The organism is Arthrobacter sp. Y3225209 (assembly GCF_059090685.1).
This window is the reverse complement of sequence record NZ_JBNHFW010000001.1, coordinates 1-26,620: the sequence shown is the minus strand read 5'-3', so window position 1 is coordinate 26,620 and position 26,620 is coordinate 1. Positions and strand designations below refer to the sequence as shown.

Here is a 26,620-nt window from a genome sequence, read left to right as displayed (position 1 = left end):
AAGAAAGCCCAAGTTCTTGCCGTTCAGCAGTTCCTTGAGGAGCTTCTCGCTCGCAACGGTCTTGCGAGCATGAAAAAACACCTACACAAAGACTGGTAATAGAGTCGCATAAGCCATTTCGCTGGTCAATGCTGAAAACGAAATATTTGTAAGTTTTTCCTACGTGTTTTCCGGGGCCCGCAGCCAGGTCCCGCCCCGCAGCACACCGAGCAGCTCCAGGTCCGCTGAAACCAGCAGCGCATCGGCCCGCAGCCCACGCCTCAGCGTGCCGACCTCGTCCGCAAGCCGGAGCACCTCCGCCGGCACGCCGGTGGCTGCCAGCACGGCATCGGCCAGCGGGACGCCGGCCTCCACCGCGGTTCGGACGCACTGCAGCAGGGTGGCCGTCCCGCCGGCCAGCCCGCCGTCGGTTGCCAGCCTCGCGGTACCGCCGCTGACCACGACGTCGGCGGGCCCAAGGCGGTATCTGCCGTTCCCCAGCCCGGTGGCGGCCATGGAATCGCTCACCAGCGCCACATTCTGGGCACCGGCCAGGTCAAAGACCGTGCGGATCATCGCCGGGTCCAGATGCACGCCGTCGGCAATGAGCTCCACCACCGCATCACCGCGCTGCGCCGCCCGCAGGCAGGCCGCCACGGGGCCGGGGGAGCGGTGGTGCATCGGGGCCATCCCGTTGAACAGGTGCGTCACGGTAGGGCGCGGAGCGTAGCCGTCGAAGCCCGCTTCCTCCATCTCCTCCCGGGCAGACTCCAGCGACTCGGCTGCGGTGGCGTCCGAGGCATCGGAGTGGCCCAATGAGGGTGTCACGCCCCGGGTAATCAGCCGGTCCACCAGCTCATCGGCACCGGCAAGTTCCGGGGCGTAGGTCATGGTGACCAGTTCATCGTCCGAAGCCAGGAGGAATTCATCCACGAAGTCGGGGTCCGGAGGAAGCAGGGAGGCCGGGTCCTGTGCACCGCAGCGGACGGGGGAGAGGAAGGGGCCCTCGGCATGGATGCCGGCAATCAGCCCTTCCCGGGCGAGGGCGCCCAGCCTGCCGGCGGCCGCCAGCAGCACATCCCGGGGCGCGGAAACGGTACTGGCCAGCAGTGTGGTGGTTCCCGCGGCATGGAGGAAACCGGCGGCCCGGCGCATCCCCTCGGCATCCGCCGTGGTGAAGTCGCTGCCCACCGCCCCGTGGCAGTGCAGGTCCACCAGCCCGGGAATGATGAGGCTGGCGTCGGGGGCGGCGACCGGATCCGGCCAGCCCCCGCCGTCGAAGCCGTCAGCCGGTCCGGCATAGACAATGCGGTCGCCCTCAAAAGCCAGCACACCGTCGCTGACCAGTTCATCCGGGGCGAGCAGGGCGCCGCGGATCCAGCCGCGGTTCTGGTCAGGGGCTGTGGACGTCATGCACCGATTCTAGGCATGCCGGCCGTGCCGGAGAGTCAGAACAGCCGGGAATCCCGGTCATCCACTCCGCGCATGGCGTCATAATCCAGGGTCAGGCAGGTGATTCCGCGGTCTTCGGCCAGGACCCGTGCCTGCGGCTTGATCTGCTGGGCGGCAAAGATCCCCTTGACCGGTGCCAGCAGCGGATCGCGGTTGAGCAGTTCCAGGTAACGGGTGAGCTGTTCCACGCCGTCAATGTCTCCGCGGCGCTTGAGTTCCACCGCCACGGTGGCGCCGGAGGCATCGCGCGCCAGGATGTCCACCGGACCGATGGCGGTCATGTATTCGCGGCGGATCAGCGTATGTCCCTCGCCGAGCCGGTTGATCTGCTCGGCCAGGAGCCGCTGCAGGTCCGCTTCCACGCCGTCCTTGATCAGGCCGGGATCGACTCCCAGGTCATGGGAGACGTCGGAGAAGCGTTCGTGGATGCTGATGATCAGCCGGTCATCGGTTTTGGCACTCTGGACGTTCCACACTTCGGTGACGCCGGCCTCGGCGTCCGTCTCGTCCGGTGCCACGCTGCGCATGGTGGCAGGAGGGCTCATCCAGTTCAGCGGTTTGTAGGATCCGCCGTCGGAATGGATCAGGACGGAACCGTCGGCCTTGACCATCAGGAGCCGTACGGCCAGGGGCAGATGGGCACGGAGGCGGCCGACGTAGTCAACGGAGCATCGGGCTATTACTAAACGCACAGTTGCACTTTACCGGCTCAACTGCGGCAAAATGACTTCTATGCCCCGCTCCAACCGTCCCCGCCGTGTGCCATCGCCCGGCAGCCCCGCCGGGCGCAACGCCCGCCGCAAGTGGGCCTCCGCGCCGCCGGAAGTGGATCTGGAGCGAACCCGCGCCGGACTGCCGCGGCATGAAAGCGGTCCCGACGGCGAGTGGTCAGTGCGGCAGATCACGGCGCAGAACGCCGCCAAGGACTACCGGTGCCCCGGCTGCGGTGTGCTGATCCCGCCCGGCACCGCCCACCTGGTGGTCTGGCAGGAAGACTCGCTGCTGGGCAGGCAGGCGGCCGTGGAAGGCCGGCGCCACTGGCACAGCCACTGCTGGCGGACCCGCCGGCGCTACTAGGCCAATAGGCCAATAGGCCAAGGTCCCGGCGGACCGGACAGGCGGATCGGCCTGGCAGTCCGGACAGCGCGTTACCGAAAGGGCGCTAGTGCCGGTCCTGCCGGGCGATAAAGACTTCCTTGAGCAGCAGCAGCGTGGCCGCCGCCGTCGGGATGGCGATGAGTGCGCCCAGGACCCCGAGCAGGGTGCCGCCGGCGATGACGGCGATGACTGCCACAGCGCCGGGCACTGCCACCGCACGCTGCATCACGCGCGGCGAAACGAAGTAGGCCTCAAACTGCAGGTACGCCATGTAAAGGATGGCGAACACCACCGCAGTCTGCCAGCCCACGGTCAGCGCAACGAGAGACACCAGCACCAGGGCGATGGGCGGTCCCACGAGGGGGATGAACGCCAGCAGGGCGACTACGAAGGCCAGGAGTACGGAGAACGGGACACCGGTAATGGTCATCACGATGAACGCGTACGTGGCGTCCAAAAGGGCCACGAAGCCCTGGCCGATCACGTAGTTGCCCACGCTGCCGGTGATCTCCTCGGAGAGCGCCTCCACCCGGCGGCGCCGGCTGCGCGGCGCCAGCCGGTAGGCCCATTTTTTCATCGACGGCAGGGAGGCCAGGAAATACAGGGTGAGCACCAGGATGATCAGCGCACCGAACAGGCCGTTGGCAATCACCGTGCCCACGCTCAGCACCCCGCCGAACACGCCACCCACCGCGTCGCTGTTGGAGAAGAACTTGGTGACCTCTTCGTCAATGCGGTCACGGATCTGGAACTGCCGGTCGATGTTGACGAAGAAGTCCGAGGCCAGGAAATTATCGATGTAGCCGGGCGTCTTGGAGACAATTTCCGAGGTCTGGCTGACGATGGTGGGAATCAGCGTGGCGAAGAAGGCTGTAACGACGCCGGCCAGGACCAGCACCGTAATGGCGATGCCTGCCGGACGGGGAATCCGCCGCGCAGCGAGCCAGCGGACCACCGGGTCCAGGCCGAGGGCAATGAACAGGGCGGCGCCGATCCACACCAGAAGTTCGCCGACGTTGGTGATGACGAAGTACAGCAGCAGGGCAAGTCCCACGCCAACCGTGAGCATAAATCCGAAGTAGATGGGGTGTGCACGCATACTGCCGGCGTCCGGATCCGGTGCGGCCTGCGCTCCACCAATACCCAGCCGCTCATCGGGCAGACGGACCTCGGAGTCCACGGTGACCTCGGGGCCGGAAAGATCGTCGGGCGGGATTTCAAACCGCGGCCGCGGCCGGGCACCCGGGAAGCCCTGCTGCAGGCGGCCCGTCAGCGAGGAGATGAAACCGGGCAGCCGGCGCGGAGCCGGTGCCCCGGCGGCCGGAGCGTCCTTCGGGGACCGGTCTCCGGCGGCAGGCACCTGGTCCGGGCCGGGGAGCGGTGCGTGGACGGGGAGGTCCTCGTTTTCGCTCATGCGGTGCCTCTTCCTCTGCCGTTTGCGGTGCCTGATACGTTGCGAAACCTTATCAGCAGCACCGGCCCCCGGGGGCGTTTTTGCACTGGCGGGCCCCGGAAGGACATCTCTGCCGGACCCCTCGAATGGGCCGTGTCAAGGGATTTCGTTACCATTGGGTTATAAAGTGCCAGGACACCGATGAACCGCTGCGCTTCCGCCGACCACATCCGCAGGCTTTGTTCCTGCCTGCCGGACGGCGCCGACCCGGAGATGTCACTTCACCGAAGATAGGTAAATTGTGCGAAACAAATTTGCAGTTCCGCTGATAGTCCTCGGGGTGCTGCTGATGCTGATCGGCATCGGACAGCGCACCATCTGGGCACCCCCGGAGACCGAGTCGGTGTCCGCGGACACGTCGGGCAGCGAGGGGCCGGGCGCCGTCGTCACCGTCCTGGAATCGGAATTGCTGGACGAGTATCCGGACGGCGTGGATATCACGGTCCGTTCCGATGCCCCGTTCACGCTGGCCGTAGGACGTGCCAATGACGTGCAGGCATGGGTGGGGGATGCATCCGCCACCCGGCTGAGCCCGGGAGACGGCAGCCTTGGCCTGGTGGTTGGCACGGATGACACCGGCATCACCGCCCCGAACCCGGCAGGCTCTGACCTCTGGGTGGCAGAGGAAGCAGCTGAAGGGGAACTCTCCTATTCCTGGGAAGCGCCGGCTGAGGGCGAGTGGGAGATCCTGCTTGCCGCCGACGGCACCGCCCCGGCTCCCACCGACGTCACGCTGAGCTGGGAAAATGATGCAACCCGCCCGTTTGCCGTCCCCCTGATCATTCTGGGCGCACTGCTTGCCGTCCTGGGCCTGGCACTGGGCTTCCTGCGAAGCGGGGGCGACGGCCCGCGCAGCGGACGCCGCAGCACCGGACCGGACACCGGTGCCGCCCCCGTGCGAAGCACCGAAACCGTTTCCGGCAGCACCGCGCCCTTCACCGCCCTGTCCCGTGGCCGGCGTCGTCCGGTCCTGGCTGCTGCTGCTGCCGCCGCCCTGGTTCTGGTGGCCGCACCCGCACCGGCACTCGCCGGAGAGGAATCCGCTGAGGCCGGCAACCCCGTCATCCTGGATTCGCAGCTGGACCGGATCCTCGCCTCCGTTGCTGACACCGTGGCGGCCGGCGACACGGCCAAGGACGCCTCTGCGCTGGATGAGCGGGTCACGGGTGCAGCCCTGGACATGCGCAAGGCCAACTACGCAGCCGCAGCAAAGATCCCCGACCACAAGGCGCCCGTGCCCGTGGCCGCCGAGGACCTGTTGACCCAGTCCGTGAGTTCAACCTTCTCCTGGCCGCGCACCGTGGTGGCGGTGACCCAGGGCGAAGGCAACGAGGTGCCCCAGGCCCTGCTTCTGGTCCAGGCATCTGCACGGGACAACTACAAGCTCGCTTCCGCAGTCGAGATGCTGCCGGCCAGCACCTTCCCCCAGGCTCCCGCTGCCGAGACCGGAACGGACCAGATCCCGGCCGATTCGGACAACGGCCTGGCCATGGCGCCCCAGGCAGCCGTGACCGCCCTGGCAGACTCACTCTCCAACCCGCAGGGCGGCAACAAGGACACCTTCGAGTCCAACCGCTTCAGCGATGACGTGGTGAAATTCGAGGACGGGGTGAAGAACGATCCCAAGAACGAGTTTGCCAACATCACGTTCAGCCACACCCCGGATCCGAAGGCCACGCATGCACTGCGGACCGAGGACGGCGGTGCGCTGGTATTCGGTTACCTCTCCAACACCTTCTCCAGCACCCCCAAGGAGGCCGGTGATTCCGTGAACCTGGCCGGGACGATCTATGAGGCACTGACCGGTGCGCCGGACACGGATGCCGGTATCGATGTGACGCACGGTGAGGCAGTAATGATCTATGTCCCGGCCTCCGGCGGCACCGGCAAGGCGCTGGTGGTGGGTGCTTCCCAGCAGCTGCTTTCGGCAACCCTGAAGTAGCCGGGGACCCCGGAACGGGGACAGGCTTGCCGGTGACCGGGCGCAAGGTAATAAGGTGAAGAAATGAGCACACCGAACCACCGCCCGTCACCGGCGGCCCCGTCCTCCATGAACCTCCGCGGGGCCGTTGACCTCTCCGCGCTGAAGGCCCGTTCCGCAGCCTCGCCCGCCGCCGCGCCGGCCGCCCCGGCTGCCCCGTCGGGAGGAAACGCCCCGGCCGCGCCGTCGCCGTTCGTGGTGGAGGTTTCGGAGCAGACCTTCCCGCAGATCGTTCAGCTTTCGGCAGAAGTGCCAGTGGTTATTGACCTGTATTCGCGGACAAACGCCGAATCGCAGAACGTGTCCGCCGTGCTGGCGGGCATTGCCGCCGAAGAGAACGGCCGGATGCTCCTGGCCCGGGTGGACGTGGATGCCTATCCGCAGATTGCCCAGGCTTTCCAGGCCATTGCCGTCCCCACCGTTGCGGCCGTGCTGAAAGGCCAGCCGGTACCCATGTTTGACCGTGCACTGCCCGAGGAACAGATCCGGGCCGTGGTGGCCGAGCTGCTGCAGGTGGCCGCCGCCAACGGGGTCAACGGATCCCTGGACGGCGCTGCGCCGGAGGATCCGGCTGCCGAAGCACCCCTGCCGCCGCTGCATCAGGAAGCTTTCGACGCCATTAACGCCGAGGACTACGACGGCGCCGCGGCAGCGTACCGCAAGGCACTGGCCGAACAGCCCGCAGACGCCGAGGCGAAGGCAGGGCTGGCCCAGGTGGAACTGATGATCCGGCTCCGCGGCGCGGACGCCGAGGCGGTGCGCCGGGCCGGTGCCGACGAGCCCGACAACGTGGCGGCGCAGCTGGCCGTGGCCGACCTTGATATTGCCGGAGGCCACGTCGATGATGCCTTCCGGCGCATCATTTCCCTGATCGGGCGGGTCCACGGTGAGGAGCGGGAAACCGCCCGGCTGCGGCTGCTGGATCTGTTCGAAATTGTGGGTGTCAGCGATCCCCGGGTGACCAAGGCCCGCTCGGCGCTGGCCCGGGCCCTCTTCTAGGCGGCGGGCACCCTCATGGAAACAGCGTCACTGTTTGACCCCATGTCCCTGCGCGGCCTGGACCTGGCCCACCGCGGCTGGGTCGCCGCCATGTGCCAGTATTCAGCTGACCCGGTGCTGCCGGAAGTACCCGGCAACGCCCCCGGTGTGCCCAACGACTGGCATCTGATGCACCTTGGCTCCTTCGCCGCCGGCGGCGCGGCCCTGATCATCACCGAGGCAGCAGCGGTCAGCCCCGAAGGCCGGATCAGTCCCCAGGACGCCGGGATCTGGACCGGCGAGCAGGCCGCCGGCTGGCAGCGGATCACGGACTTTGTGCACCGGCACGGCGCCGTGGACGCGCGGATCGGCATCCAGCTGGCACACGCCGGCCGCAAGGCCTCCACCTATGCCCCCTTCGCGCCCGGGCACGGCAGCGTTCCGGCCGACGACGGCGGCTGGCAGACAGTGGGCCCCACCGCCGATGCGTTCGGCAGCTACGCCCCACCCCTGCAGCTGGATGAGGACGGCATCCGCGGCGTCATCAGCGACTTCGCCGCGGCCGCCGTGCGTGCGGTGGATGCCGGGTTCGACACCATCGAGATCCACGGGGCGCACGGCTACCTGCTGCACCAGTTCCTCAGCCCGCTGGTCAACACCAGGACCGATGCCTGGGGCGGCGACGAAGCAGGCCGGAACCGGCTGACCCTGGAAGTCATCGACGCCGTGCGGGCGGTCATTCCGGAATCCATGCCGCTGCTGCTCCGGATTTCCGCTACTGACTGGCTGCCCGGGGGAGTGGACGCTGAATCCTCCGTTGTGCTGGCCCGCCAGGCCCGAGAGCACGGCGTGGACCTGGTGGATGTTTCCACGGGCGGTGCCGTACCGGGAGCAACCATCCCTGTCGCCCCCAACTACCAGGTGGAATTCGCCGCGGCCGTCCGGCACGGCGCGGGGATCCCCACCGCCGCCGTCGGGCTGATCGACTCCGGCACGCAGGCGGAGGAAATCCTGCAGGCAGGGTCCGCCGACGCCGCCCTGATCGCCCGGGCAGCCCTGCGCGATCCGCACTGGTGGCTGCGCGCGGCTGCCGAGCTGGACCAGAAGCTGCCCTGGGTGCCGCAGTATGAACGGGGCAGGCGCCCCGGCGGGTTCTAGCAACAACGCGGTAGTCCGCACGGGGGAGGGGCCGGCGCCCGCGGGCGCCGGATCTGGTCCCTGCTGCGGAGGTCAGCGAAAGCAGCGGCCGCTAGTCTGAACCTATGACAGATTCCGCGCCTGTGACAGATCCATCGGCGGCCGCGCCGGCCCTGGCCATACGGGGCCTGGCCAAGCGTTTTGGCCCGAAGACGGCCGTCAACGGCATCAGCCTGGATGTTCCTGCCGGGTCCTTCTACGGGCTGGTGGGACCGAACGGTGCCGGTAAAACGACCCTGCTGTCCCTGGCCACCGGCCTGCTGCGGCCGGACCAGGGGCAGGTGTGGGTGCACGGAACCGATGTCTGGGCACAGCCTGTCGAAGCCAAACGGCTGATGGGCATTCTGCCGGACGGCGTGCGTCTTTTTGACCGGCTCACCGGTGAGCAGCTGGTCACCTACGCCGGCCTGCTGCGGGGAATGGACCGCGATACGGTTTCGTCCCGGACCAAGGACCTGCTTGCCGCCATGGACCTCAGCGCGGACGCCGGGAAACTCGTGGTGGACTACTCGGCAGGCATGACGAAAAAGATCGCCCTGGCCTCGGCCCTGATCCATGCCCCGCGCCTGCTTGTCCTCGACGAGCCGTTCGAGGCGGTGGACCCCGTCTCGGCCGCCAACATCCGCGACATCCTCGCCGGCTATGTTTCCTCGGGCGGCACGGTCATTGTTTCCAGCCATGTCATGGACCTGGTCCAGCGTATGTGTGACCACGTGGCGGTGGTGGCCGGTGGCAACCTGCTGGCAGCGGGGACCGTGGACGAGGTCCGCGGCGGGGGAAGCCTGGAAGACCGTTTCGTTTCGCTGGTAGGCGGACGGACCCACTCGGAAGGGCTGGAATGGTTGCGCACCTCCTAAGGCTGAAGCTGGTTCTGCTGCGTAACTCGCTTCGGCGCAGCCCGTGGCAGCTGGTCGGCATTGTGCTTGGCGGCCTTTACGGGGTCGGCATCCTGGCCCTGCTGCTGGGTGCGCTGTTTGTGGCGGGCTCGAATCCTGCCCTTGCCCGGACCGGTGTCATCCTGGGCGGCGCGCTGGCCGTCCTCGGCTGGGCACTGATACCGGTGGTGTTCTCCGGCCTGGACCTGACCCTGGACCCCGCCCGGTTCACCACCTTCGCCATTCCGGTGCCCAAGCTGCTCACGGGGCTGGCTCTGGGCGGCCTGATCGGCATCCCCGGGGCAACCATGCTGCTGGCCGTACTGGTGCAGGCACTGAGCTGGTTCCGTTCGCCGCCCGCCCTGGCCGCCGCGCTGGTGCTGGCCGGCGTCGCTCTGTTCACCTGCCTGATAGCCGCCCGGGTCACCGTGGCGGCAGCGGTTTCCCTCACCGGATCCCGCCGGTTCCGCGACGTGACCGGGCTGCTGCTGATTGTCCCTCTCATCCTGGTGGGCCCGCTGCTGTCCGCAGTGGGTGAAGGCATCAGCATGAACGGGGACTTCCTCGTCCGTTTGGCTGACGGACTCTCCTGGACACCGCTGGGCGCAGTCTGGGCCGTCCCGGGGGATATTGCTCTGGGCCATTTCGGTGCCGCAGCGGCCAAAACCGTCATCAGCGTCGTGTTTCTGGCGGTGCTGGTTCTCCTGTGGAAGGCGCTGCTGCTGCGGGCGCTGGTAAACCCGCCGCAGGTCTCAGCCGGCGGACGCAAGTCCGCAGGGGTCGGGTTCTTTGCCCGTTTCCCGGCCACTCCCACCGGCGCCGTAGCGGCCCGTGCCCTGACCTACTGGTTCCGCGATCCGCGGTACAGCGCCTCGCTGCTGATTATTCCGATCCTGCCGGTGCTGGTGGTGTTTATGGCCAACAATGCGGGGCCGGACGGAAGCGCCGGGCTGCTGGTCACCTTGGTGATGGGACCTCTGGTCGGGTTCCTGCTGGGGTATACCCTCCACGCCGATGTCTCCTACGACAACACCGCCTTCGCGCTGCACCTCGCCACCGGTGTCAGCGGCCGGGCGGACCGGGCGGGACGCGTGCTGGCCTGCGCGGTATTCGCGGTTCCGGCCGTGCTGCTGGCCTCGCTCCTGCCGGCGTTCCTGAGCGGTTTGACGCAATTGGCTCCCACCGTCCTCGGCGTAAGCCTGGGCGCACTGCTGATGGGTATGGGGGTTTCCAGTGCCGTGTCCGCCCGCTACACCTACAACGTTCCGGTCCCGGGCGAAAACGCGTTCAAGACGCCGCCCGGATCAGCCGGACGGACCTTCCTTGTGCAAGGCATTTTCGCCATGGCGCTGCTGGTACTGCTCGTGCCGGTGCTGGTCCCGGCAGTGATCGCCGTGGTGACGGAGAACATGGCCTGGGGCTTTGTCACCCTGGCAGCGGGCACCGTGCTGGGCTCTGCGGTGCTGGTGGCCGGTATCCGGCTGGGCGGACGCTGGATGGACGCCCGCGGTCCGGAACTGCTGCAGCAGGTCTCCGTCAACAAGTAGATGGCGGGTACTAAGATGGAAGCCATGAGCCTGCCCCCAGATCCTTTCGAATCCGATCCCCGCCGCCTGGATGACAACGGGACGTCCACGGCCACCATCGAGCGCGAAGAACTGCGCGAAGAGATTGAACCCGGCGACAGCGAACGCTTTGCTCATTACGTGCGCAAGGAAAAAATCATGGAGTCCGCACTGTCGGGGGAACCTGTCATTGCCCTGTGCGGCAAGGTCTGGACGCCCGGACGCGATCCGCAGAAGTTCCCGGTCTGCCCCACGTGCAAGGAAATCTACGAGGGCCTGCGCCCCGGTGGAGACAAGCCCAAGGACAAGAAGTAGTCCGTCCGCCCGGACGTGTTCACCGTTTTCAAGCCCCTGCGAGGGCAGTTAGTCCTGATGCCTGCATGACCTCTGTGTTAACCCCTGCGCGCCTTTGCATGCGCCACCAGCTGTCCCCGTCCGGCACCCGCACGGCAACAACCAATCGAGTACCTGGAAAGGTTGCGTTCCCAGCGTGAGTTCCGAAACGCTTTTCGGCGCCGGTGCGTCCCTGCCTCCCGCCTATCCTGAACGCGCCGCCTGGGGCACCGCCCCGAAGCTGCGCCAATGGCAGGCAGAAGCGCTGGAGAAGTACTTTGCCTCCAATAACAGCGACTTCCTCGCTGTCGCCACCCCCGGTGCCGGCAAAACCACCTTCGCGCTGCGGGTTGCCAATGAACTCGTGGAGCGTGGGATCGTCAACCGCATCACCGTCGTCGCCCCCACCGACCACCTCAAGCGGCAGTGGGCCGACGCCGCAGCGAAGGTGGGCCTGGCGATCGACCCCAATTTCAAGAACGCCGACGGCCGGCACGGCCACGGCTTTATCGGCGTGGCCGTCACTTACGCCCAGGTGGCCTCCAAGCCCATGCTGCACCGCGCCAAAACGGAGGCGGCCCGCACACTGGTCATCCTGGACGAGATCCACCACGGCGGCGACACGCTGTCCTGGGGTGACGGCATCCGGGAGGCCTTTGAACCGGCGGTCAAGCGGCTTTCCCTGACGGGTACGCCGTTCCGCTCAGATACCGCAGCCATTCCCTTTGTGGAGTATGTCGAGGACCGGGACGGGATCCGCCGGTCCAAGGCCGACTACACCTACGGCTACGGCCAGGCGCTCAAGGACCATGTGGTCCGCCCGGTCATGTTTATGGCCTATTCCGGACAGATGCGCTGGCGCACCAGTGCGGGCGACGAAATGGCTGCCTCGCTGGGCGAAGCGGCCGTCACCAAGGACATCACGGCGCAGGCCTGGCGGACCGCACTGAACCCTACCGGCGAGTGGATCCCGGCCGTTCTGGCGGCCGCGGACAAGCGTCTCACGGAGGTCCGCCGGTCCGTTCCCGACGCCGGCGGCCTGGTGATTGCCACCGACCACGACGACGCACGGGCCTACGCGGGCTGGCTGAAGAAAATCATGGGGGAATCCCCAACGGTCATCCTCTCCGACGATGCGAAGGCCTCGGAGAAGATTGAGGAGTTCTCCGCCGGCACCCAGCGCTGGATGGTGGCAGTGCGGATGGTGTCCGAAGGCGTGGACGTGCCCCGCCTGGCGGTCGGTGTGTATGCCACCTCCACCGCCACACCGCTGTTCTTCGCCCAGGCCGTGGGCCGCTTTGTCCGTGCCCGCAAGCGCGGCGAGACGGCGTCCGTGTTCCTGCCCTCGGTGCCGAACCTGATGGCGCTGGCCAACCAGATGGAAGTCGAACGCGACCACGCCCTGGACCGGCCGGAGAACCATCTGGAAGAGGAAGGCTTCGGGCTCGAGGACAGCCTCATGGAGGCGGCCAATCGCGAGGACAAAGCCTCCGGTGAGCTGATGAAGCAGAAGTTCGAGGCGCTGGAATCCCAGGCCTCCTTTGACCGGGTCCTGTTTGACGGCGGCGAGTTCGGCACCGGCGGCGCGCTGGGCAGCGAGGAGGAGCAGGACTTCCTGGGTATTCCCGGGCTCCTGGATGCGGAGCAGATGAGCGTGCTGTTGCGCCAGCGCCAGCATGAGCAGCTCTCCCGCCGGGGCAAACGCGCCGGTGCCGAGGCCCAGGTGCCGGCGGAAGCTCCCGAGGTGGTGGACCACCGCCGGCTCACCGAGCTGCGCGGGGAACTGGCGAAGAACGTTTCCGCCTGGTCCGCCCGCTCCGGCATGCCCCACGGCGTGGTGCACAGTGAGCTGCGCCGGATCTGCGGCGGACCGCCGGTGGCCCAGGCCAACGAGGAGCAGCTGAACAAGCGGCTGAAGAAGCTCCAGGACTGGTTCATCGGCCGGAAATAGTGTCAGGTGCTGAAAACGCCCGCCGCGGTGCGGCGGGCGTTTCAGTGCAGTGGTGCTCCCGCAGTGGTGTTCCCGCGGTGGTGTTCCTGCGCCAAGGGGCCGGCTAGAGGTCGATGATCTCCACGCCGGCGTCTTCAACCTCGGCCCAGGCAGCCAGGGCGCCCTGCCGGGTGATGCCGCGGGTCAGCTCGGGGATCACGGCAGTGGTGTAACCGGCTGCCACGGCATCCAGTGCGGTGGCACGGACGCAGTAATCCGCGGCCAGGCCCACCACCACCACTTCATCCACGTCGTTTTCCCGCAGCCAGTCATCCAGGCTCAGGGTTTCCTCCTTTGACTCCGGCTCGGCTTCGGGATCTCCCGTGGGAACTTCTTCCTCCGGGGCCAGGACGCCCTCGAAGCCCGAGTAGGCGGCCTCGTACTGGCCTTTGCGGAACACCGCGTCCACCAGCTCGGTATCCAGATCCGGGTGGAGCTGGGCTCCCGGGGTTCCCGCGACGCAGTGGCGCGGCCAGGAGTCCACGAAGTCCGGTGTTTCGGAGAAGTGTGCTCCCGGATCAATGTGCCAGTCCTGTGTGGCAGCCACCAGATCGTAGCGTCCTGCGGAACTTTCGACGTAGTCGGTGATCTCACCGGCCACATCCGCCCCGCCGGGCACTGCCAGCGAACCGCCTTCACAGAAATCGTTTTGTACGTCGACAATAATCAGGGCGCGGGCCATGCTTACTCCTCGTATTCGGTGGGGATAGCCGGTTCGCCGCGCTGCAGGCGGTTTACCGAGGTCGGAAGTTCGGCCAGGGACAGTGCATGCCGCTCCGCTGCGCGGGTTACGGCTTCCGGCCCGGTCCAGCCGGGCAGGATCTGTCCGTCGGCCACGAACTGGTGCAGCAGGGGCCGGTCGTTGCCGTCGTCGGCCGGCGCGTGGCCGACTCCGATGACTTCAGCGGTAGCCTTGCCGCGTTCGTCGAGCCGCCGCAGCGCATACTTGCGTCCGCCGCGGGAAATCTTGTTCTTGGCCGCCTTGGCCACGGAAACAAACTCATGGTCCTCACCTTCGCGGCTGACCAGTTTGTAGACCATGCCGGCGGTGGGTGCGCCGGACCCGGTCACCAGCGAGGTGCCGACGCCGTAGGCGTCCACTGGTGCCGAGGCCAGTGCGGCGATGGCGTACTCGTCCAGGTCAGAGGTCACCATGATGCGGGTGTTTGTGTTGCCCAGGTCATCAAGCAGGTCCCGCACCCAGCGTGCCTGGGCCACCAGGTCGCCGGAATCCAGCCGCACCCCGCCCAGGGCGGGCCCCGCCACTTCCACGGCGTTGCGCACGCCGCGTTCGACGTCGTACGTATCCACCAGCAGCGAGGTGTCCAGGCCCAGGGCACCGGTCTGTGCGGTGAAGGCTTCCTTCTCGGAGTCGTGGAGGAGGGTGAAGGAGTGCGCCGCGGTTCCCACGGTCTTGAGCCCGTACCGGAGCCCGGCTTCGAGGTTGGAGGTGCTGTGGAAGCCGGAAATCACTGCCGCACGGGCTGCCGCGACGGCTGCCTCCTCGTGCGTGCGGCGCGAACCCATCTCGATGCAGGGCCGGCCGTCCGCGGCGGAGGTCATCCTGGACGCGGCAGAGGCAATGGCACTGTCGTGGTTGAGCATGGACAGCACCATGGTCTCGAGAATGCAGGCCTCGGCGAAAGTGGACTCCACAATCAGGAGCGGGGAGTTGGGGAAGTAGGCTTCACCCTCGGCGTAGCCGTAGATGTTCCCGGAGAACCGGAAATCCGCCAGCCAGTCGAGGGTCCGCCGGTCCACAACGTTGTTGCGGGCCAGGAATTCCAGTTGCGGTGCCTCGAAGCGGAAGCTTTCCAGCGCCTCAAGGATGCGGCCGGTACCGGCGGTGATGCCGTAGCGGCGGCCGTCCGGCAGGCGCCGGGCAAAGACTTCGAAGACGGACCGCCGGGAGGCGGTGCCCGAATGGAGGGCAGCCTGGAGCATCGTGAGCTCGTAGTGATCCGTATACAGGGCGGAGTTTGGGGTGTGCCAAGCGGCGGGACTGTTCACAGGCAAAACTCTAACCCGCGCATCCCCGTTGAGTAGAAGAGGGACCCGGGCGGGGTCCGCAAGGATTCCTCACTACAATTGAACCCATGGTTACCAGCACTGCCCCCGGCACGGACACCCTGACATATGAGGAGACGGAGTCCCTGGTGGCTGCGGACGTCCCGTGGGTCGTGATCGTCTGGAATGATCCGGTGAACCTGATGACTTACGTCAGCTACGTCTTCCAGAGCTACTTCGGCTACTCCGAAGCCAAGGCCCACCGGCTCATGATGGAGGTCCACCAGGCCGGCAGGTCGGTGGTGGCTACCGGGTCACGGGAATCAGCGGAGCGCGACACCCTCGCGATGCACTCCTACGGGCTGTGGGCCACCTTCCAGAAGGCGGACGCCGCGTGAGCCGGTGCCGGGCAGCAGGCTTTGAAGATCGCGTCAACAGGAACGGACAGTAGTGGCAACCGGATTCAAGCTCACCCGCAAGGGCATTACCGCCAACCTGGAACCGGGGGAACGGGATCTGCTGCGCAAGCTCTTTGCCGATGTGCAGGAACTGCTGGAACCGGAGACGGCGGCGGACAGCGATCCCCTGGCAGCGATGGTGGGCATTGACATGAGCGCCGCCGTCCCGCAGGACACGGCCCTGCAGCGGCTGCTCCCCAACGGGATTGAGGGCAATGACGAGGACGCCCTGGAATTCCGCCGGTTCACTGAACGCTCCCTGCGCGAGTCCAAGCAGGCGGCCCTGCGCGCCGCGGCCCTGCAGCTCGAAACGGCGCCGCTCCGGCTGGACCCGGCCCAGGCGCAGCTTTTTGCCCGCGCGCTGAATGACGTCCGGCTGGTCCTGGGGGACCGGCTGGGCCTGGCCAGCGATGAAGATGCCGAACGCCTGCAGGATATTACGGACCCGGCCCGGGCCCGTGACGTGGACGGATACCTGGCGCTGGTCTACAACTTCGTCACATGGCTGCAGGACACACTGATGCAGGCTTTGCTGAAATCCCTGCCCTGATACCGGTTCCGCCGCGGCACTGCGCGGGCCGGCAGGATCACATGTGATTCCTGCCGGTGTACCTGTGAGCAAGGGCACGCGGCAGTGAATGTGCGCTCGCTGCAGGGAGGACTATTGTCAGTACATTATGATTTCAAACCCGGTCCATCCGTCCGCACATTCAGGGGAGAGGTCCCCGGGGCAGCCCGTGGGGGCACCCGGATCCGGCTCCCCGGAGACGCCGCAGGGGCAGGTGCCCGCGACGTCCGCTGAGCCTTCAGTCCGCGTCCGCAACCCGGATGCACCCATCGGTATCTTCGATTCCGGCGTTGGCGGACTGACCGTGGCCCGGGCCGTCCTGGACCAGCTGCCGAACGAGGCCGTGATGTACGTGGGGGACACGGCCAAAGGCCCCTACGGCCCCCTCCCGATTGCCGAGGTCCGCGCCAACGCGCTGGGCGTTATGGACGAACTGGTGGACTCCGGAGTCAAGCTCCTGGTCATCGCCTGCAACACCGCCTCGGCCGCTGTGCTGAGGGACGCCCGCGAACGCTACACACACCGGTACGGGATTCCGGTTATCGAGGTCATCCAGCCGGCCGTACGGCGCGCCGTGGCGGCCACCCGCACCGGACGGATCGGCGTCATTGGCACTGCTGCCACTGTGGGCTCGCGGGCCTATGACGACACCTTCGCGGCCGCACCCCACCTGAGGGTGTCCTCGGTTGCCTGCCCTGCCTTCGTGGAATTCGTGGAAGCCGGGGTCACCTCGGGGCCGGACGTGCTGGCAACGGCCGAGGAATACCTCGCGCCGCTGCGGGCACAGGATGTCGATACGCTCGTGCTGGGCTGCACCCACTATCCGCTGCTGACCGGCGTGATTTCCTATGTCATGGGGGACGGCGTCACCCTCGTCTCCAGCGCCGAGGAAACCGCCAAGGATGTCTACCGGGCCCTGATCAGCCACGGCATTGAACGGCAGGAGCGGACGGCGCCCCAGCACACCTTTGTCGCCACCGGCGATGCGGCCTCCTTTGAACTTCTGGCCCGGCGTTTCCTGGGACCCGAAGTGCTCAGCGTCCAGCAGGTGGACCACGTATCAGCGCATTACCCCACCGGCAGCATGGCGCGGGTTACTCCGCAGATGATTGCCGCAGCCCGGGCAGACGCCCCCGAACGCATGGGGGCGCCACAGGGTGCCCTCTGGAACGGCACAGCATGAAACTGACCATCGTAGGCTGCAGCGGCTCCTTCCCCGGCCCGGCGTCTCCGGCGTCCTGCTATCTCGTCACCGCCAACGACGGCGAACGTGACTGGCGGATCCTGCTGGACCTCGGTAACGGTTCCCTGGGCGCGCTGCAGCGCTACATGGACCTGCGCGATATTGACGCGGTGCTCCTGACGCATCTCCATCCGGACCACTGCATGGACCTGTGCGGGCTGCATGTGGCCGTGCACTGGGATCCCGCGGGCTGGAACCGGGACCGCATCAAGGTATGGGGCCCGGTCGCCACCGCGGACCGGATGGCCACTGCCTACGGCCTGGAACTGGACCCGGGCATGCACGAGGACTTCGAATTCTCCCACTGGACGCCGGGCCAGCCGCAGCAGATCGGCCCGTTCACCGTCACTCCGTACCCGGTGCGGCATCCTGCCGAAGAAGCCTACGCATTGCGGGTGGAAGCCCGCAGCACCGACGCGGACGGTGTGGAAACACTGCGGACCCTGGCCTACTCGGGGGACACCGATTCCTGTCCCGGGCTGGAGGCAGCCGCCCGGGATACCGACGTCTTCCTCTGCGAGGCCGCATTCCACGAGGGCCGCGATGACGGTATCGAGGGTGTGCACCTCACCGGCCTGCGCGCCGGAGCCGCCGCCACAGCCGCCAACGCCCGCCGCCTGCTGCTCACCCACCTTCCGGTGTGGAACGATGCCAGCGTCAGCGTCGCCGAAGCACGCCGGTCCTACAGCGGTGACCTGGCCGTCGCCGTCGCCGGCGTCTCCTACGACGTCGGTTCCCCCTTTACCGCCCCGCTGGCGGTCCAGAAGGCACGCAGCGTCTAGGTCCTGTCCGGGCCCGTACGGCCCCGGCGATAGACTGAACCCATGACTACCGCACCCACCCCTGCATCAAGCCTGCGCGCCGACGGCCGCACCCCGGACCAGCTGCGCAGCATTACCATTACCCGCGGCTGGTCCAAGCAGGCCGAAGGCTCGGCACTGATCGAGTTCGGCAATACGCGCGTGCTGTGCACCGCCTCCCTGACCCCCGGGGTTCCCCGCTGGCTCAAGGGTGAAGGCAAGGGCTGGGTCACTGCCGAATACGCCATGCTGCCGCGTGCCACCAACACCCGGAATGACCGCGAATCGGTCAAGGGCAAACTGGGCGGGCGCACCCACGAGATCTCCCGGCTGATCGGCCGCTCGCTGCGTTCGATTATCGATACCAAGGCACTGGGCGAGAACACGATTGTGCTGGACTGCGACGTCCTGCAGGCCGACGGCGGCACACGCACCGCAGCCATCACCGGCGCCTACGTGGCGCTGGCAGACGCCGTGGCCTGGGCCAGGGACAACAAGCTGATTGCCCGCAACGCCAACCCGCTGACGGACAGTGTGGCCGCGATCAGCGTTGGCATCATCGACGGCGTCCCGATGCTGGACCTGCCCTACGTGGAGGACGTACGCGCGGAAACCGACATGAACGTGGTGGTGACCGGATCAGGGAAGTTCGTTGAGGTCCAGGGCACCGCGGAAGGCGCACCCTTCGACCGCGCCGAGCTGGACGCGCTGCTGGACCTGGCCCTGCAGGGGACCGCGGAGCTGGCCGAAATCCAGCGCCGGACCCTGGGCGGCGAATAAATGGCGCCGGCACCCCGCCTGGTCCTGGCCACCCGCAACCCGGGCAAGCTGCGTGAGTTGCGCGAACTGCTGCGCGGGCAGGTTCCCGGCCTCGACGTGGACACCCAGGTGATCGACGCCGCCGCGGCGGGAGTTCCCGACGTTCCCGAAACCGGCGTGACCTTCGAGGAAAACGCACTGCTCAAGGCCCACGCCGTCGCGGCTGCCACCGGCCTTCCGGCAGTCGCCGACGATTCCGGCCTCGCGGTGGACGTTCTTGGCGGGGCCCCTGGCATCTTCTCCGCCCGCTGGTCCGGCCGGCACGGCGACGACGCCGCCAACCTGGCCCTGCTGCTGGCCCAGCTTGCGGATATTGCCGCTGAGCACCGCGGTGCGGCCTTTGTCTGTGCTGCGGCCCTGGCGCTTCCCGATGGTGTCGAAACCGTGGAACGCGGCGAGCTGCGCGGCACCCTGCTTGAAACCCCGCGCGGCGAAGGCGGTTTCGGCTACGACCCGATCCTGCTTCCGGCCGGTGAGGAGCGCAGCTGCGCCGAACTCAGCGGAGCCGAAAAGAACGCGATCAGCCATCGCGGCCAGGCGTTCCGGGCACTGGTTCCGGCCCTTGTTGCCGCCCTGGCGGAGGAAAAAACCGGCGCCTAGGCGCAGGCCGGGGGATGTGTGATGCGTCCCAAACACGCCGCGGGGACGCGCGGGGATTCTTCCCGGGCCGGGGGCCTAGGGCAGAATTGACCGCGAGATGACTATTACAGCAGCCGTTCCCGCAGCCACCTCTTCTACTACTGCCGAGCCGTCGGCCCTCGGCGGTGTGGCCGACTGGGCGGTCGGGGTGATGGAGGCCATCGGTGCCCCGGGCGCCGGTTTGGCCATCGCCCTGGAAAACCTTTTCCCCCCGCTGCCGAGCGAAATCATCCTGCCGCTGGCCGGTTTCACCGCCAGCCAGGGCAATTTCTCCATGGCGGCGGCACTGTTCTGGACCACGCTCGGCTCGGTAGTGGGTGCGCTGGCACTGTACGGCCTGGGGGCCTGGCTGGGCCGGGACCGGATGCGCCGCCTGGTGGAGAAGGTTCCCCTGGTGGACCTTGAGGATGTGGACAAGGTCGAGGCCTGGTTTGAGCGCCACGGGTACAAGGCCGTGTTCTTCGGCCGGATGATCCCGCTGTTCCGCAGCCTGATCTCGATCCCCGCGGGCATTGAACGCATGCACCTGCTGACCTTTACCGCACTGACCACCGCCGGCAGCCTGATCTGGAATGCCATCTTTATCGTCGCCGGCTTCTACCTGGGCGAAAGCTGGCACGTTGTTGAGGCCTACGCCGGCGTGTTCCAGAAGATTGTCATCGCGGCGGTCATCATCACGGCGGTCTGGTTCATCACCGCCAAGATCCGCAGCAGGCGGCGGAAGCCGGTGTCCGGCACCGATGCCTGAAACCGGGCTTAGTTTCACCGCAATAGATTTCGAAACCGCCAACGGCTTCCGCGGTTCGCCCTGCTCCGTGGGCCTGGTCCGGGTCCGGAACGGGCAGGTTGTCGAGGAAGCCTCGTGGCTGATGCGTCCCCCGGAGGGGCACGACTATTTTGACCGGCGCAATGTGCGCATTCACGGGATCGAACCGGACATGGTGGCCGGGGCTCCGCGGTTCGGTGAACTCTTTCCGGAAATCGGTGCCTTCATCGGCAGCGACCTGCTCGTGGCGCACAACGCCGCGTTCGACCTGGGCGTGATCCGCTCCGCGCTGGAAGTCTCGGAACTGGCGGGCCCGGCCTATGACTACACCTGCACCGTGGTGCATTCCCGCCGCACCTATCAGCTGCCCTCACATTCGCTGCCGTTCGCTGCCGAGGCAGCGGGCGTTCCGCTCCTGAACCATCACGATGCCACCGAGGATGCCCGCGCCTGCGCGGGCATCATGATTGACATTGCCCGCCGGGCCGGAGCGGTGTCCATGCCGGACTTTTTCCTTCGCCAGGGGCTGCAGGCATCCCACCTGCCCGCGTATGTGCCGGGCACTCATCAGCTGTCCAAGGCCACCCGGGACGCACTGGCCCGGGGTACCGGCACCGCAGCCGCGGTGGCGGCTGCCGGAACACCCTGGCAGGGCTGGCCGTCCGAAGGGGAGAACCCGCCGCCCAACCCGCTGGCGGATCCGCGCCATCCGCTGTTCGGCCAGACGATCGTTTTCACCGGCAACCTGGGCATGCCCCGCCAGACCGCGAAGGACCGCGCGGCCGAGGCCGGAGCCCGCACCGCCAGCAACGTCACCCGCGCCACCACGGTGCTGGTGGTGGGGGACGGCTTTGAACCGGCGGACCTGCGCAGCGGACGCCTCACCGGTAAGGCGCGCAGGGTCCTGGACCTGCACGAGCGGGGCCAGCGCATCGAGGTGCTCTCCGAAGCCGAGTTCCTGCAAACCCTGGGCGGTATCTGGCCCCGAGGCTCGCAGTAACCGGTCCGTGAGCCGCGGGCTAGGGCGCGATTGTCGCAGAGACGTAGCTGTCGGCCAGCCGCTCGACCGCTGCGCGTTCACGCAGCGACGCGAGCAGGGGGCCGGCCAGCACACCGTACAGCGCGCCCAGCAGGCTGCCGGCGACGACGGCGGCCGGCGCCCCGCCGGCAGCCGCAGCTTCGCGAAGGGCCGCCGTCACGGTGTCTTCCGGTGAGGCAGGGGCTCCCGCCGCCGCCTGCCGGGCGAGCGCATTCTCTGCCCTGAGTGCCGCCGACAGTCCAAGTGTCAACGCACCTTCCGCAGTCGTCCCGCCGGTTGCCCCGCTGCCGGAAGTCGTCCCGCCGGCCGTCGTGTCGCCGGCCGTCGTGCCGCTGGCTGTCGTGCCGCCGGCCGCGAGGTCCGGTCCGGAGATGACCGAGCGGAGCCGGTCAGCAAGTCCGGGGACGCCGCCGTCGGAGTCCGCCGCAGCTTCTGCCGGTGCCAGGGCCTTCTCCGCTGCTGCGGCCAGAGTAGTTCCCGGCGACAGCAGCCCGTGCACGGTCGCAGCGAAAACGGCAGACGCATGACGGGCCGCGGGATGGCCGTGGGTCAGCGAAGCGGCATCCAGTGCGAGCTTGTAGACGGTTTCGGTGGGTACATAGGGCAGCAGGCCGAACGGCGCCGAGCGCACCAGCGCGGCAGGACTGTCCGATTCCGTGTTCACTGGCCGCTGGCGTGTCCCCATTTCACCGCTGGACAGGGCGGATACCACCTCCGGATCCAGGCCGGCGTCCGCCGTGCCCGCGTCCGCTGTGCCAGCCGGCGTCGGGTGCAGCAGTTCCTCAGCATCAAGGGGCCGGGGGAGGGGAACCAGTCCGGTCTCGGGGAGGGCTATGCCGCGGCCCCGGAGCCAGCGAAGGTAGGCGAGCCAGATGCAGGCGGTTTCATCGGCTCCCACTCCCGAATTCGCCCATTCGACGGCTTCGAGCAGCCCGTCCAGTGAATACAGGGCCAGCTGGGTAGCCGAAGAAACCGACAGCGTGTCCTCCAGGCGCTCCGGGCCGGCTGTGCCCAGTGCGTCGCCCAGAGCCCCGCCGAGCAGGCAGGCTCGGATTTTGGCGCCAAGGGCTGTATGGGAAGAGGACAAGGGTGCGGAATACGGTTCGGAGCTCACTGTTCCAGCATAGGTGCCGGGGCTGGGCCGGAAAGACTCGATTCACCTGCCACACAGCGGGCATTCAGCGGGTTAACAGACTGCACTGACACGGTGGGGTAGTTTTGTTGTGAGTTCGATAAGAAGACTTATATATCGGCGGCATGCCTGTTCACGCCGCCCACCACACGTTAGGAATGTCTCTCCCATGTCATCTGAGCCCTTATCAACCAGCGGAGCCCGGGCCGTAACGCCCGTCCGCGACGCAGCGTCCGACACCCGCGGCCACGACTACGGGTTCGTGGGACGGACCGTGGCCGAGGGGATTGGATCATTCCTGCTTGTGTTCGCGGGCATCGGAGTGGGCATCTTCACCGCCGGCAGCGGCATCAGCCCGCAGCTGGCCTTCGGGCTTGCGCTGGCCGGTGCCATGGTCGCCTTCGGCTACATCTCGGGCGGGCACTTCAATCCGGCCATCACCCTGGGCAGCGCGGTTGCCGGACGCACCCAGTGGAAGTACGTGCTGCCCTACGTCCTGGCGCAGCTGCTTGGCGCAATCCTCGCCGTCGCCATCCTCTGGGTGGCCATTACCGGCCACCAGCAGATCGGCGAGCAGACCCGCCAGTTCCTTACCGGCGTCTCCAACGGCTACGGGGATCACTCGGTGAACCTGTTCCCGCTGCCCAGCGCCCTGCTGCTTGAGGTTATTGCCGGCGCCCTGCTGACCGCCGTCTTCCTCGGCTCCGTGGCACGCCGGTCCGGCGCAGTCGCCGGTGCCTTCGCCGTCGGCGTGACCTACGCCGTACTCCTGACCGTGCTTGCCCCCGTGACCAACGGCGGCATCAACCCGGCACGTTCCACGGCCACTGCCATCTTCGCTGAAGGCTGGGCCCTGCAGCAGCTCTGGCTGTTCTGGGCCGCGCCCCTGCTCGGCGCCGTGATCGCAGGCCTGATTTTCCGCAGTGTGGACATGACGCTGGCAGCACGCAGCTCCGATCCCGCCTTCTATGCTGTGGAGCCGGACACCCACGCAGCGGATGAGACCCCTGCAGCCGCTGAGACACCCGCACCCGCCACGGGCAGCACCGGCAAGCCGGCCGCCCGGACCGGGGACACAGAGGCCCCCGTCGTGGATGAGGAAGCCCGCGGCTTCTTCGACAAGCCCGCGGCCGGTTCGCCGGAGAACCCGCAGGACGGGACGCCGGGCACCCGCGGCTAGGACCGCAAAACCGTAGCAACCTCCGGGGGCAGTGGCGAACGCCGCTGCCCCCGATCCGTTAACTGTCGGAGCCGGCGGGTAGTTTTGAAGGCATGCGGATACTGCACACTTCAGACTGGCACCTGGGCCGATCCTTCCACGGCGTAGGGATGCTCCCCGCGCAGGCGGAGTTCATCGACCGTCTGGTGGAGACGGTACGGGAACGGCGCGTGGACGCCGTGCTGATTGCCGGCGACGTCTATGACCGTGCCCTTCCGGGGGTGGACACCGTCCGCCTGCTGGATTCGGCCCTTGAACGCATCACTGCCGCCGGGGCTGTGGTTGTGCTCTCCAGCGGCAATCACGACTCCGCGGCCCGCCTCGGTTTCGGCAGCGCGCTTTTTGAGCGCGCCGGAGTCCACCTGCGGACCCGCTACGCGGACATTGCCCGGCCGGTGATCCTGCCCGCTGCCGGCATGCCGGTAGCGGTCTACGGCATTCCCTACCTCGAGCCCCGGCTGGCAGCGGCCGAACTGGAGGTTCAGGAACCGAGCCACTTTACGGTGACCGCTGCAGCAGTGGCACGTATCCGTGCGGATCTGCTGGCCCGGGAACAGGCCGGCGCCCCGGTTGCGGCGGTGGTCATGGCGCATACCTTCGCCAGCGGCGGCATCAGCAGCGACAGCGAACGTGACCTCGCCGTCGGGGGCCTTGGAGCTGTTCCGCTGGACCTCTTTGACGGCTTCGCCTACACCGCCCTGGGCCACCTGCACGGGCGCCAGCAGCTCAGGGAGGATGCACGCTACAGCGGATCCCCGCTGCCGTATTCCTTCTCGGAGGCCCGACAGGACAAAGGCGGCTGGCTCCTGGAGTTCGACGACGGCGTGCCGGTCTCGGTGGAAGCGGTCACCTGGCCTGCCCGGCGCAGGCTTGCCGTGCTGCGCGGGCGGCTGGCCGATCTGCTGGCAGACCCCGCCCTTGCCGATGCCGAAACCGCCTACTGCCAGGTCACCCTGACAGACCGTGAGCGGCCAGCCAAGGCCATGGACCAGGTGCGCACCCGCTTCCCGGATACCCTCGTCTTGGCTTTTGAACCCGAAGGCGGGGCTGCCGGGCCGGCACGCACCTACAGCCAGCGCCTGGCCGGCGCCACCGATGACCTGGATATCTGCTGCGGTTTCCTGGAGCACGTACGGTCCCGCAGCGCCGCTCAGGAAGAGAAGGACCTCTTTGTCGAAGTCCTCGACAGGGTCCGGGAAGCCGAGGCAGCCAAATGAGAATCCACCGCCTGGAAATGCAGGCCTTTGGCCCGTTCGCGGACCGGCAGGTCATCGACTTCGACCAGCTCGGGGAGCACGGGCTGTTCCTGCTGAACGGTCCCACCGGCGCCGGGAAAACCAGTGTCCTGGACGCCATCTGTTTTGCGCTCTACGGCGCCGTGCCGGGGGCCCGGCAGCAGGCACGCAGGCTGCGCAGCGATCACGCGGACCCGCAGACGGCACCGGAGATAGTGTGCGAATTCAGCTCCGGCACCCGGCGGTTCGAAGTGGTCCGCAGCCCGCAGTGGGAACGCCCGGCAAAACGCGCCGGCGGACGAAGCACCGTCACCGAACAGGCAAAAACCCTGCTGCGCGAGTACGTTGACGGTGCCTGGGTGGAGAAGTCCTCCCGCAATGACGAAGCATCGACGGAAATCACGGAACTCCTGGGCATGAACCGGGAGCAGTTCACCCGGGTGGTTATGCTTCCGCAGGGGGATTTCGCCGCCTTCCTGCGTGCTGATGCCGCGTCCCGCGAACAGCTGCTGCAGCAGCTCTTCGGTACCTCCCGCTTCGAAGACATTGAGCGGCAGCTGAAGCTCGATCTGGCCGAAGCCACCGAACGCTTCGACGCTGCGCAGGCACGGTCCGAACACGTCCTGCGCCGCGCCGACGATGAAATCCGGCGCTACCGGACGGAACAGGGCGCCGAATCCGGCGACAGCCCCGCACCGGGCTCCGGACAGGACAGTCCCGCAGCGGACCGTCCCGAAGAGGAAATTGCCGTGTTCCGGGCGGAGCTGGACTCCCGCGCGGCCGCTGCCCGGAAAGAGCTCGACGAGCTGGGTACCGAACGCGAACGCGCCGAAAGGCAGCTGCACGAGCTGGAACACCGCCGTGCCCGGGGACTGGCCCTGCAGCAGCTGGTCCGGGATGAAAACGAGCATCGCCGGGCGGAAGCGGAGATTGCCCCCCGGCGCGCTGCACTGCAGGTGCACGCCGCAGCGGCTGCCGTGGAAGGCCCGGTCAGGGCAGCGGACGCGGCAGCGCAGCGCACCGAGACGAGGCGTACGGCCGCTGCCGCTGCCCTGACGGAGCTAACGGAACATGCGCTGGCGGAAGAATACCTTTCAAGCCCCGAACTGCCGGAAGGGCTGGAAGCACTCATCGGCGCTGATCTCGCCGCGGCCACGGCGGCGCTGGAGGATGAGAAACGGATCGGGGAGCTGCGGGTACTGGCCCGGGATGAGGAAACGGCGGCTGCCGGGCTGCGCGAACGGGCGGAAGCTGCCGCAGCCAGGCTGGAAGCCCTGCGCGCCGAGGAAACCTCGCTCGCCGGCGCCGCGGCGGAACTGGAACGGCTGGCAGCAGATCAGGAGCGTGCCGGCAGCGACGTCGCGCGCGCTGAGGAACTGGCGGCTGCCATCGCAGCCTATGCCTCGGCACGGGAACATGCCGAGGCCGCGGATGCCGCAGCCGCCCAGGCCCGGCAGGAATACCAGGACCTCCGTGAAGCCTGGCAGGATCTGCTGCAGGCCAGGCTGGACCAGGCCGCAGCGGAGCTGGCCGCCGGTCTGGCGGAGGATGCACCGTGTCCGGTGTGCGGCGGCGTCGAACATCCGCACCCGGCAACGCTGGGCGACGGCGAGGCAGCGGTGACCCGGGAGGAGGAGCAGGCGGCCAAGGCGGAGGCGGGCCGCGCAGAAGAGGCGTTTGAAGCTGCACGACGTGAGGCAGGTGCGGCTGCCGAAGAGGCCGTCGGGCTGCGTGCCCGCGGCGGCGACGGCGATCCCGGACTGGCGGCAGAGCAGCTGGCCGCCGCGCGCGCGG

At 67.7% G+C, this 26,620-nt stretch carries 25 protein-coding genes; 19 read left to right on the top strand and 6 right to left on the bottom strand.

Annotated elements, in window-relative coordinates:
• Positions 1 to 159 precede the first annotated feature (159 nt).
• On the bottom strand, positions 160 to 1,392 hold the full coding sequence (locus tag AC5RVB_RS00125) for an N-acetylglucosamine-6-phosphate deacetylase (protein WP_494141683.1): 1,233 nt from the start codon (positions 1,390 to 1,392) through the stop codon (positions 160 to 162).
• Between the two features lie 35 nt (positions 1,393 to 1,427).
• The gene (nucS, locus tag AC5RVB_RS00120; protein ID WP_227903334.1) at positions 1,428 to 2,123 is read right to left on the bottom strand and encodes an endonuclease NucS; all 696 of its coding nucleotides are present in this window, start codon (positions 2,121 to 2,123) and stop codon (positions 1,428 to 1,430) included.
• Positions 2,124 to 2,163: 40 nt separating this feature from the next.
• On the opposite strand from nucS, the gene AC5RVB_RS00115 reads away from it, so the two are divergent.
• Complete coding sequence (locus AC5RVB_RS00115) at positions 2,164 to 2,508, top strand: Rv1322 family protein (protein ID WP_227903333.1); 345 nt, start codon at positions 2,164 to 2,166, stop codon at positions 2,506 to 2,508.
• A gap of 85 nt (positions 2,509 to 2,593) precedes the next feature.
• Here AC5RVB_RS00115 and AC5RVB_RS00110 read toward each other — a convergent pair whose 3' ends face one another.
• Positions 2,594 to 3,943 carry an AI-2E family transporter gene (locus AC5RVB_RS00110; protein WP_494141682.1) on the bottom strand — a complete coding sequence of 450 codons (1,350 nt, stop codon included), beginning with the start codon at positions 3,941 to 3,943 and terminating at the stop codon, positions 2,594 to 2,596.
• A 280-nt stretch (positions 3,944 to 4,223) separates the two neighbouring features.
• Here AC5RVB_RS00110 and AC5RVB_RS00105 point away from each other — a divergent pair, with 280 nt between their 5' ends.
• The 7 genes from AC5RVB_RS00105 (at position 4,224) to AC5RVB_RS00075 (ending at position 12,862) form a co-directional block, all read left to right on the top strand.
• Positions 4,224 to 5,924, top strand: a complete 1,701-nt coding sequence (locus tag AC5RVB_RS00105) for a DUF8094 domain-containing protein (protein ID WP_494141681.1) — start codon at positions 4,224 to 4,226, stop codon at positions 5,922 to 5,924.
• Positions 5,925 to 5,987: 63 nt separating this feature from the next.
• Entirely contained in the window at positions 5,988 to 6,962 is a 975-nt protein-coding gene (locus AC5RVB_RS00100; protein ID WP_494141680.1) for a co-chaperone YbbN, read from the top strand.
• A 15-nt stretch (positions 6,963 to 6,977) separates the two neighbouring features.
• Positions 6,978 to 8,099: an NADH:flavin oxidoreductase/NADH oxidase gene (locus tag AC5RVB_RS00095; RefSeq protein WP_494141679.1), complete on the top strand. Its 1,122-nt coding sequence runs from the start codon at positions 6,978 to 6,980 to the stop codon at positions 8,097 to 8,099.
• Between the two features lie 122 nt (positions 8,100 to 8,221).
• Entirely contained in the window at positions 8,222 to 8,995 is a 774-nt protein-coding gene (locus AC5RVB_RS00090; protein WP_494141678.1) for an ABC transporter ATP-binding protein, read from the top strand.
• Positions 8,977 to 10,560: a transporter gene (locus tag AC5RVB_RS00085; protein WP_494141677.1), complete on the top strand. Its 1,584-nt coding sequence runs from the start codon at positions 8,977 to 8,979 to the stop codon at positions 10,558 to 10,560. Before AC5RVB_RS00090 ends, AC5RVB_RS00085 begins: the two co-directional genes overlap by 19 nt.
• A 24-nt stretch (positions 10,561 to 10,584) precedes the next feature.
• Entirely contained in the window at positions 10,585 to 10,893 is a 309-nt protein-coding gene (locus AC5RVB_RS00080; RefSeq protein WP_423723748.1) for a DUF3039 domain-containing protein, read from the top strand.
• Between the two features lie 175 nt (positions 10,894 to 11,068).
• Positions 11,069 to 12,862, top strand: a complete 1,794-nt coding sequence (locus AC5RVB_RS00075; protein WP_494141676.1) for a DEAD/DEAH box helicase — start codon at positions 11,069 to 11,071, stop codon at positions 12,860 to 12,862.
• 103 nt (positions 12,863 to 12,965) lie between these two features.
• On the opposite strand, the gene AC5RVB_RS00070 is transcribed toward AC5RVB_RS00075, so the two are convergent.
• Complete coding sequence (locus AC5RVB_RS00070) at positions 12,966 to 13,583, bottom strand: isochorismatase family protein (RefSeq protein ID WP_494141675.1); 618 nt, start codon at positions 13,581 to 13,583, stop codon at positions 12,966 to 12,968.
• A gap of 2 nt (positions 13,584 to 13,585) precedes the next feature.
• Positions 13,586 to 14,911, bottom strand: a complete 1,326-nt coding sequence (locus AC5RVB_RS00065) for a nicotinate phosphoribosyltransferase (protein ID WP_227903323.1) — start codon at positions 14,909 to 14,911, stop codon at positions 13,586 to 13,588.
• A gap of 86 nt (positions 14,912 to 14,997) precedes the next feature.
• On the opposite strand from AC5RVB_RS00065, the gene clpS reads away from it, so the two are divergent.
• The 8 genes from clpS to AC5RVB_RS00025 all read left to right on the top strand — a co-directional run bounded on the left by clpS (position 14,998) and on the right by AC5RVB_RS00025 (position 21,201).
• The gene (clpS, locus tag AC5RVB_RS00060; protein WP_227903322.1) at positions 14,998 to 15,306 is read left to right on the top strand and encodes an ATP-dependent Clp protease adapter ClpS; all 309 of its coding nucleotides are present in this window, start codon (positions 14,998 to 15,000) and stop codon (positions 15,304 to 15,306) included.
• Positions 15,307 to 15,358: 52 nt separating this feature from the next.
• Positions 15,359 to 15,916 (top strand): DUF2017 domain-containing protein, encoded by a 558-nt coding sequence (locus AC5RVB_RS00055; protein WP_227903321.1) that lies wholly within the window; start codon positions 15,359 to 15,361, stop codon positions 15,914 to 15,916.
• 187 nt (positions 15,917 to 16,103) lie between these two features.
• Entirely contained in the window at positions 16,104 to 17,117 is a 1,014-nt protein-coding gene (murI, locus tag AC5RVB_RS00050) for a glutamate racemase (RefSeq protein ID WP_290244770.1), read from the top strand.
• Positions 17,114 to 17,959 (top strand): MBL fold metallo-hydrolase, encoded by an 846-nt coding sequence (locus AC5RVB_RS00045; RefSeq protein WP_494141674.1) that lies wholly within the window; start codon positions 17,114 to 17,116, stop codon positions 17,957 to 17,959. The genes murI and AC5RVB_RS00045 overlap by 4 nt, the downstream gene beginning before the upstream one ends.
• A gap of 42 nt (positions 17,960 to 18,001) precedes the next feature.
• Positions 18,002 to 18,757 carry a ribonuclease PH gene (rph, locus tag AC5RVB_RS00040; RefSeq protein ID WP_269436389.1) on the top strand — a complete coding sequence of 252 codons (756 nt, stop codon included), beginning with the start codon at positions 18,002 to 18,004 and terminating at the stop codon, positions 18,755 to 18,757.
• Positions 18,758 to 19,396, top strand: coding sequence for an RdgB/HAM1 family non-canonical purine NTP pyrophosphatase (rdgB, locus tag AC5RVB_RS00035; RefSeq protein ID WP_494141673.1), 639 nt, complete (start codon positions 18,758 to 18,760; stop codon positions 19,394 to 19,396). It begins immediately after the preceding gene.
• A 97-nt stretch (positions 19,397 to 19,493) separates the two neighbouring features.
• On the top strand, positions 19,494 to 20,183 hold the full coding sequence (locus AC5RVB_RS00030) for a DedA family protein (protein ID WP_494141672.1): 690 nt from the start codon (positions 19,494 to 19,496) through the stop codon (positions 20,181 to 20,183).
• Positions 20,176 to 21,201: a 3'-5' exonuclease gene (locus AC5RVB_RS00025; RefSeq protein ID WP_227929508.1), complete on the top strand. Its 1,026-nt coding sequence runs from the start codon at positions 20,176 to 20,178 to the stop codon at positions 21,199 to 21,201. Before AC5RVB_RS00030 ends, AC5RVB_RS00025 begins: the two co-directional genes overlap by 8 nt.
• 19 nt (positions 21,202 to 21,220) lie before the next feature.
• On the opposite strand, the gene AC5RVB_RS00020 is transcribed toward AC5RVB_RS00025, so the two are convergent.
• Positions 21,221 to 22,327, bottom strand: coding sequence for an ADP-ribosylglycohydrolase family protein (locus AC5RVB_RS00020; RefSeq protein ID WP_494141671.1), 1,107 nt, complete (start codon positions 22,325 to 22,327; stop codon positions 21,221 to 21,223).
• A gap of 214 nt (positions 22,328 to 22,541) precedes the next feature.
• On the opposite strand from AC5RVB_RS00020, the gene AC5RVB_RS00015 reads away from it, so the two are divergent.
• The 3 genes from AC5RVB_RS00015 to AC5RVB_RS00005 form a co-directional block, all read left to right on the top strand.
• The gene (locus AC5RVB_RS00015; protein WP_494141670.1) at positions 22,542 to 23,552 is read left to right on the top strand and encodes an aquaporin; all 1,011 of its coding nucleotides are present in this window, start codon (positions 22,542 to 22,544) and stop codon (positions 23,550 to 23,552) included.
• Between the two features lie 92 nt (positions 23,553 to 23,644).
• Positions 23,645 to 24,808: an exonuclease SbcCD subunit D gene (locus AC5RVB_RS00010; RefSeq protein WP_290244777.1), complete on the top strand. Its 1,164-nt coding sequence runs from the start codon at positions 23,645 to 23,647 to the stop codon at positions 24,806 to 24,808.
• A partial coding sequence (locus tag AC5RVB_RS00005) for an AAA family ATPase (protein WP_494141669.1) occupies positions 24,805 to 26,620 on the top strand: 1,816 nt, incomplete at its 3' end. The genes AC5RVB_RS00010 and AC5RVB_RS00005, both read left to right, overlap by 4 nt.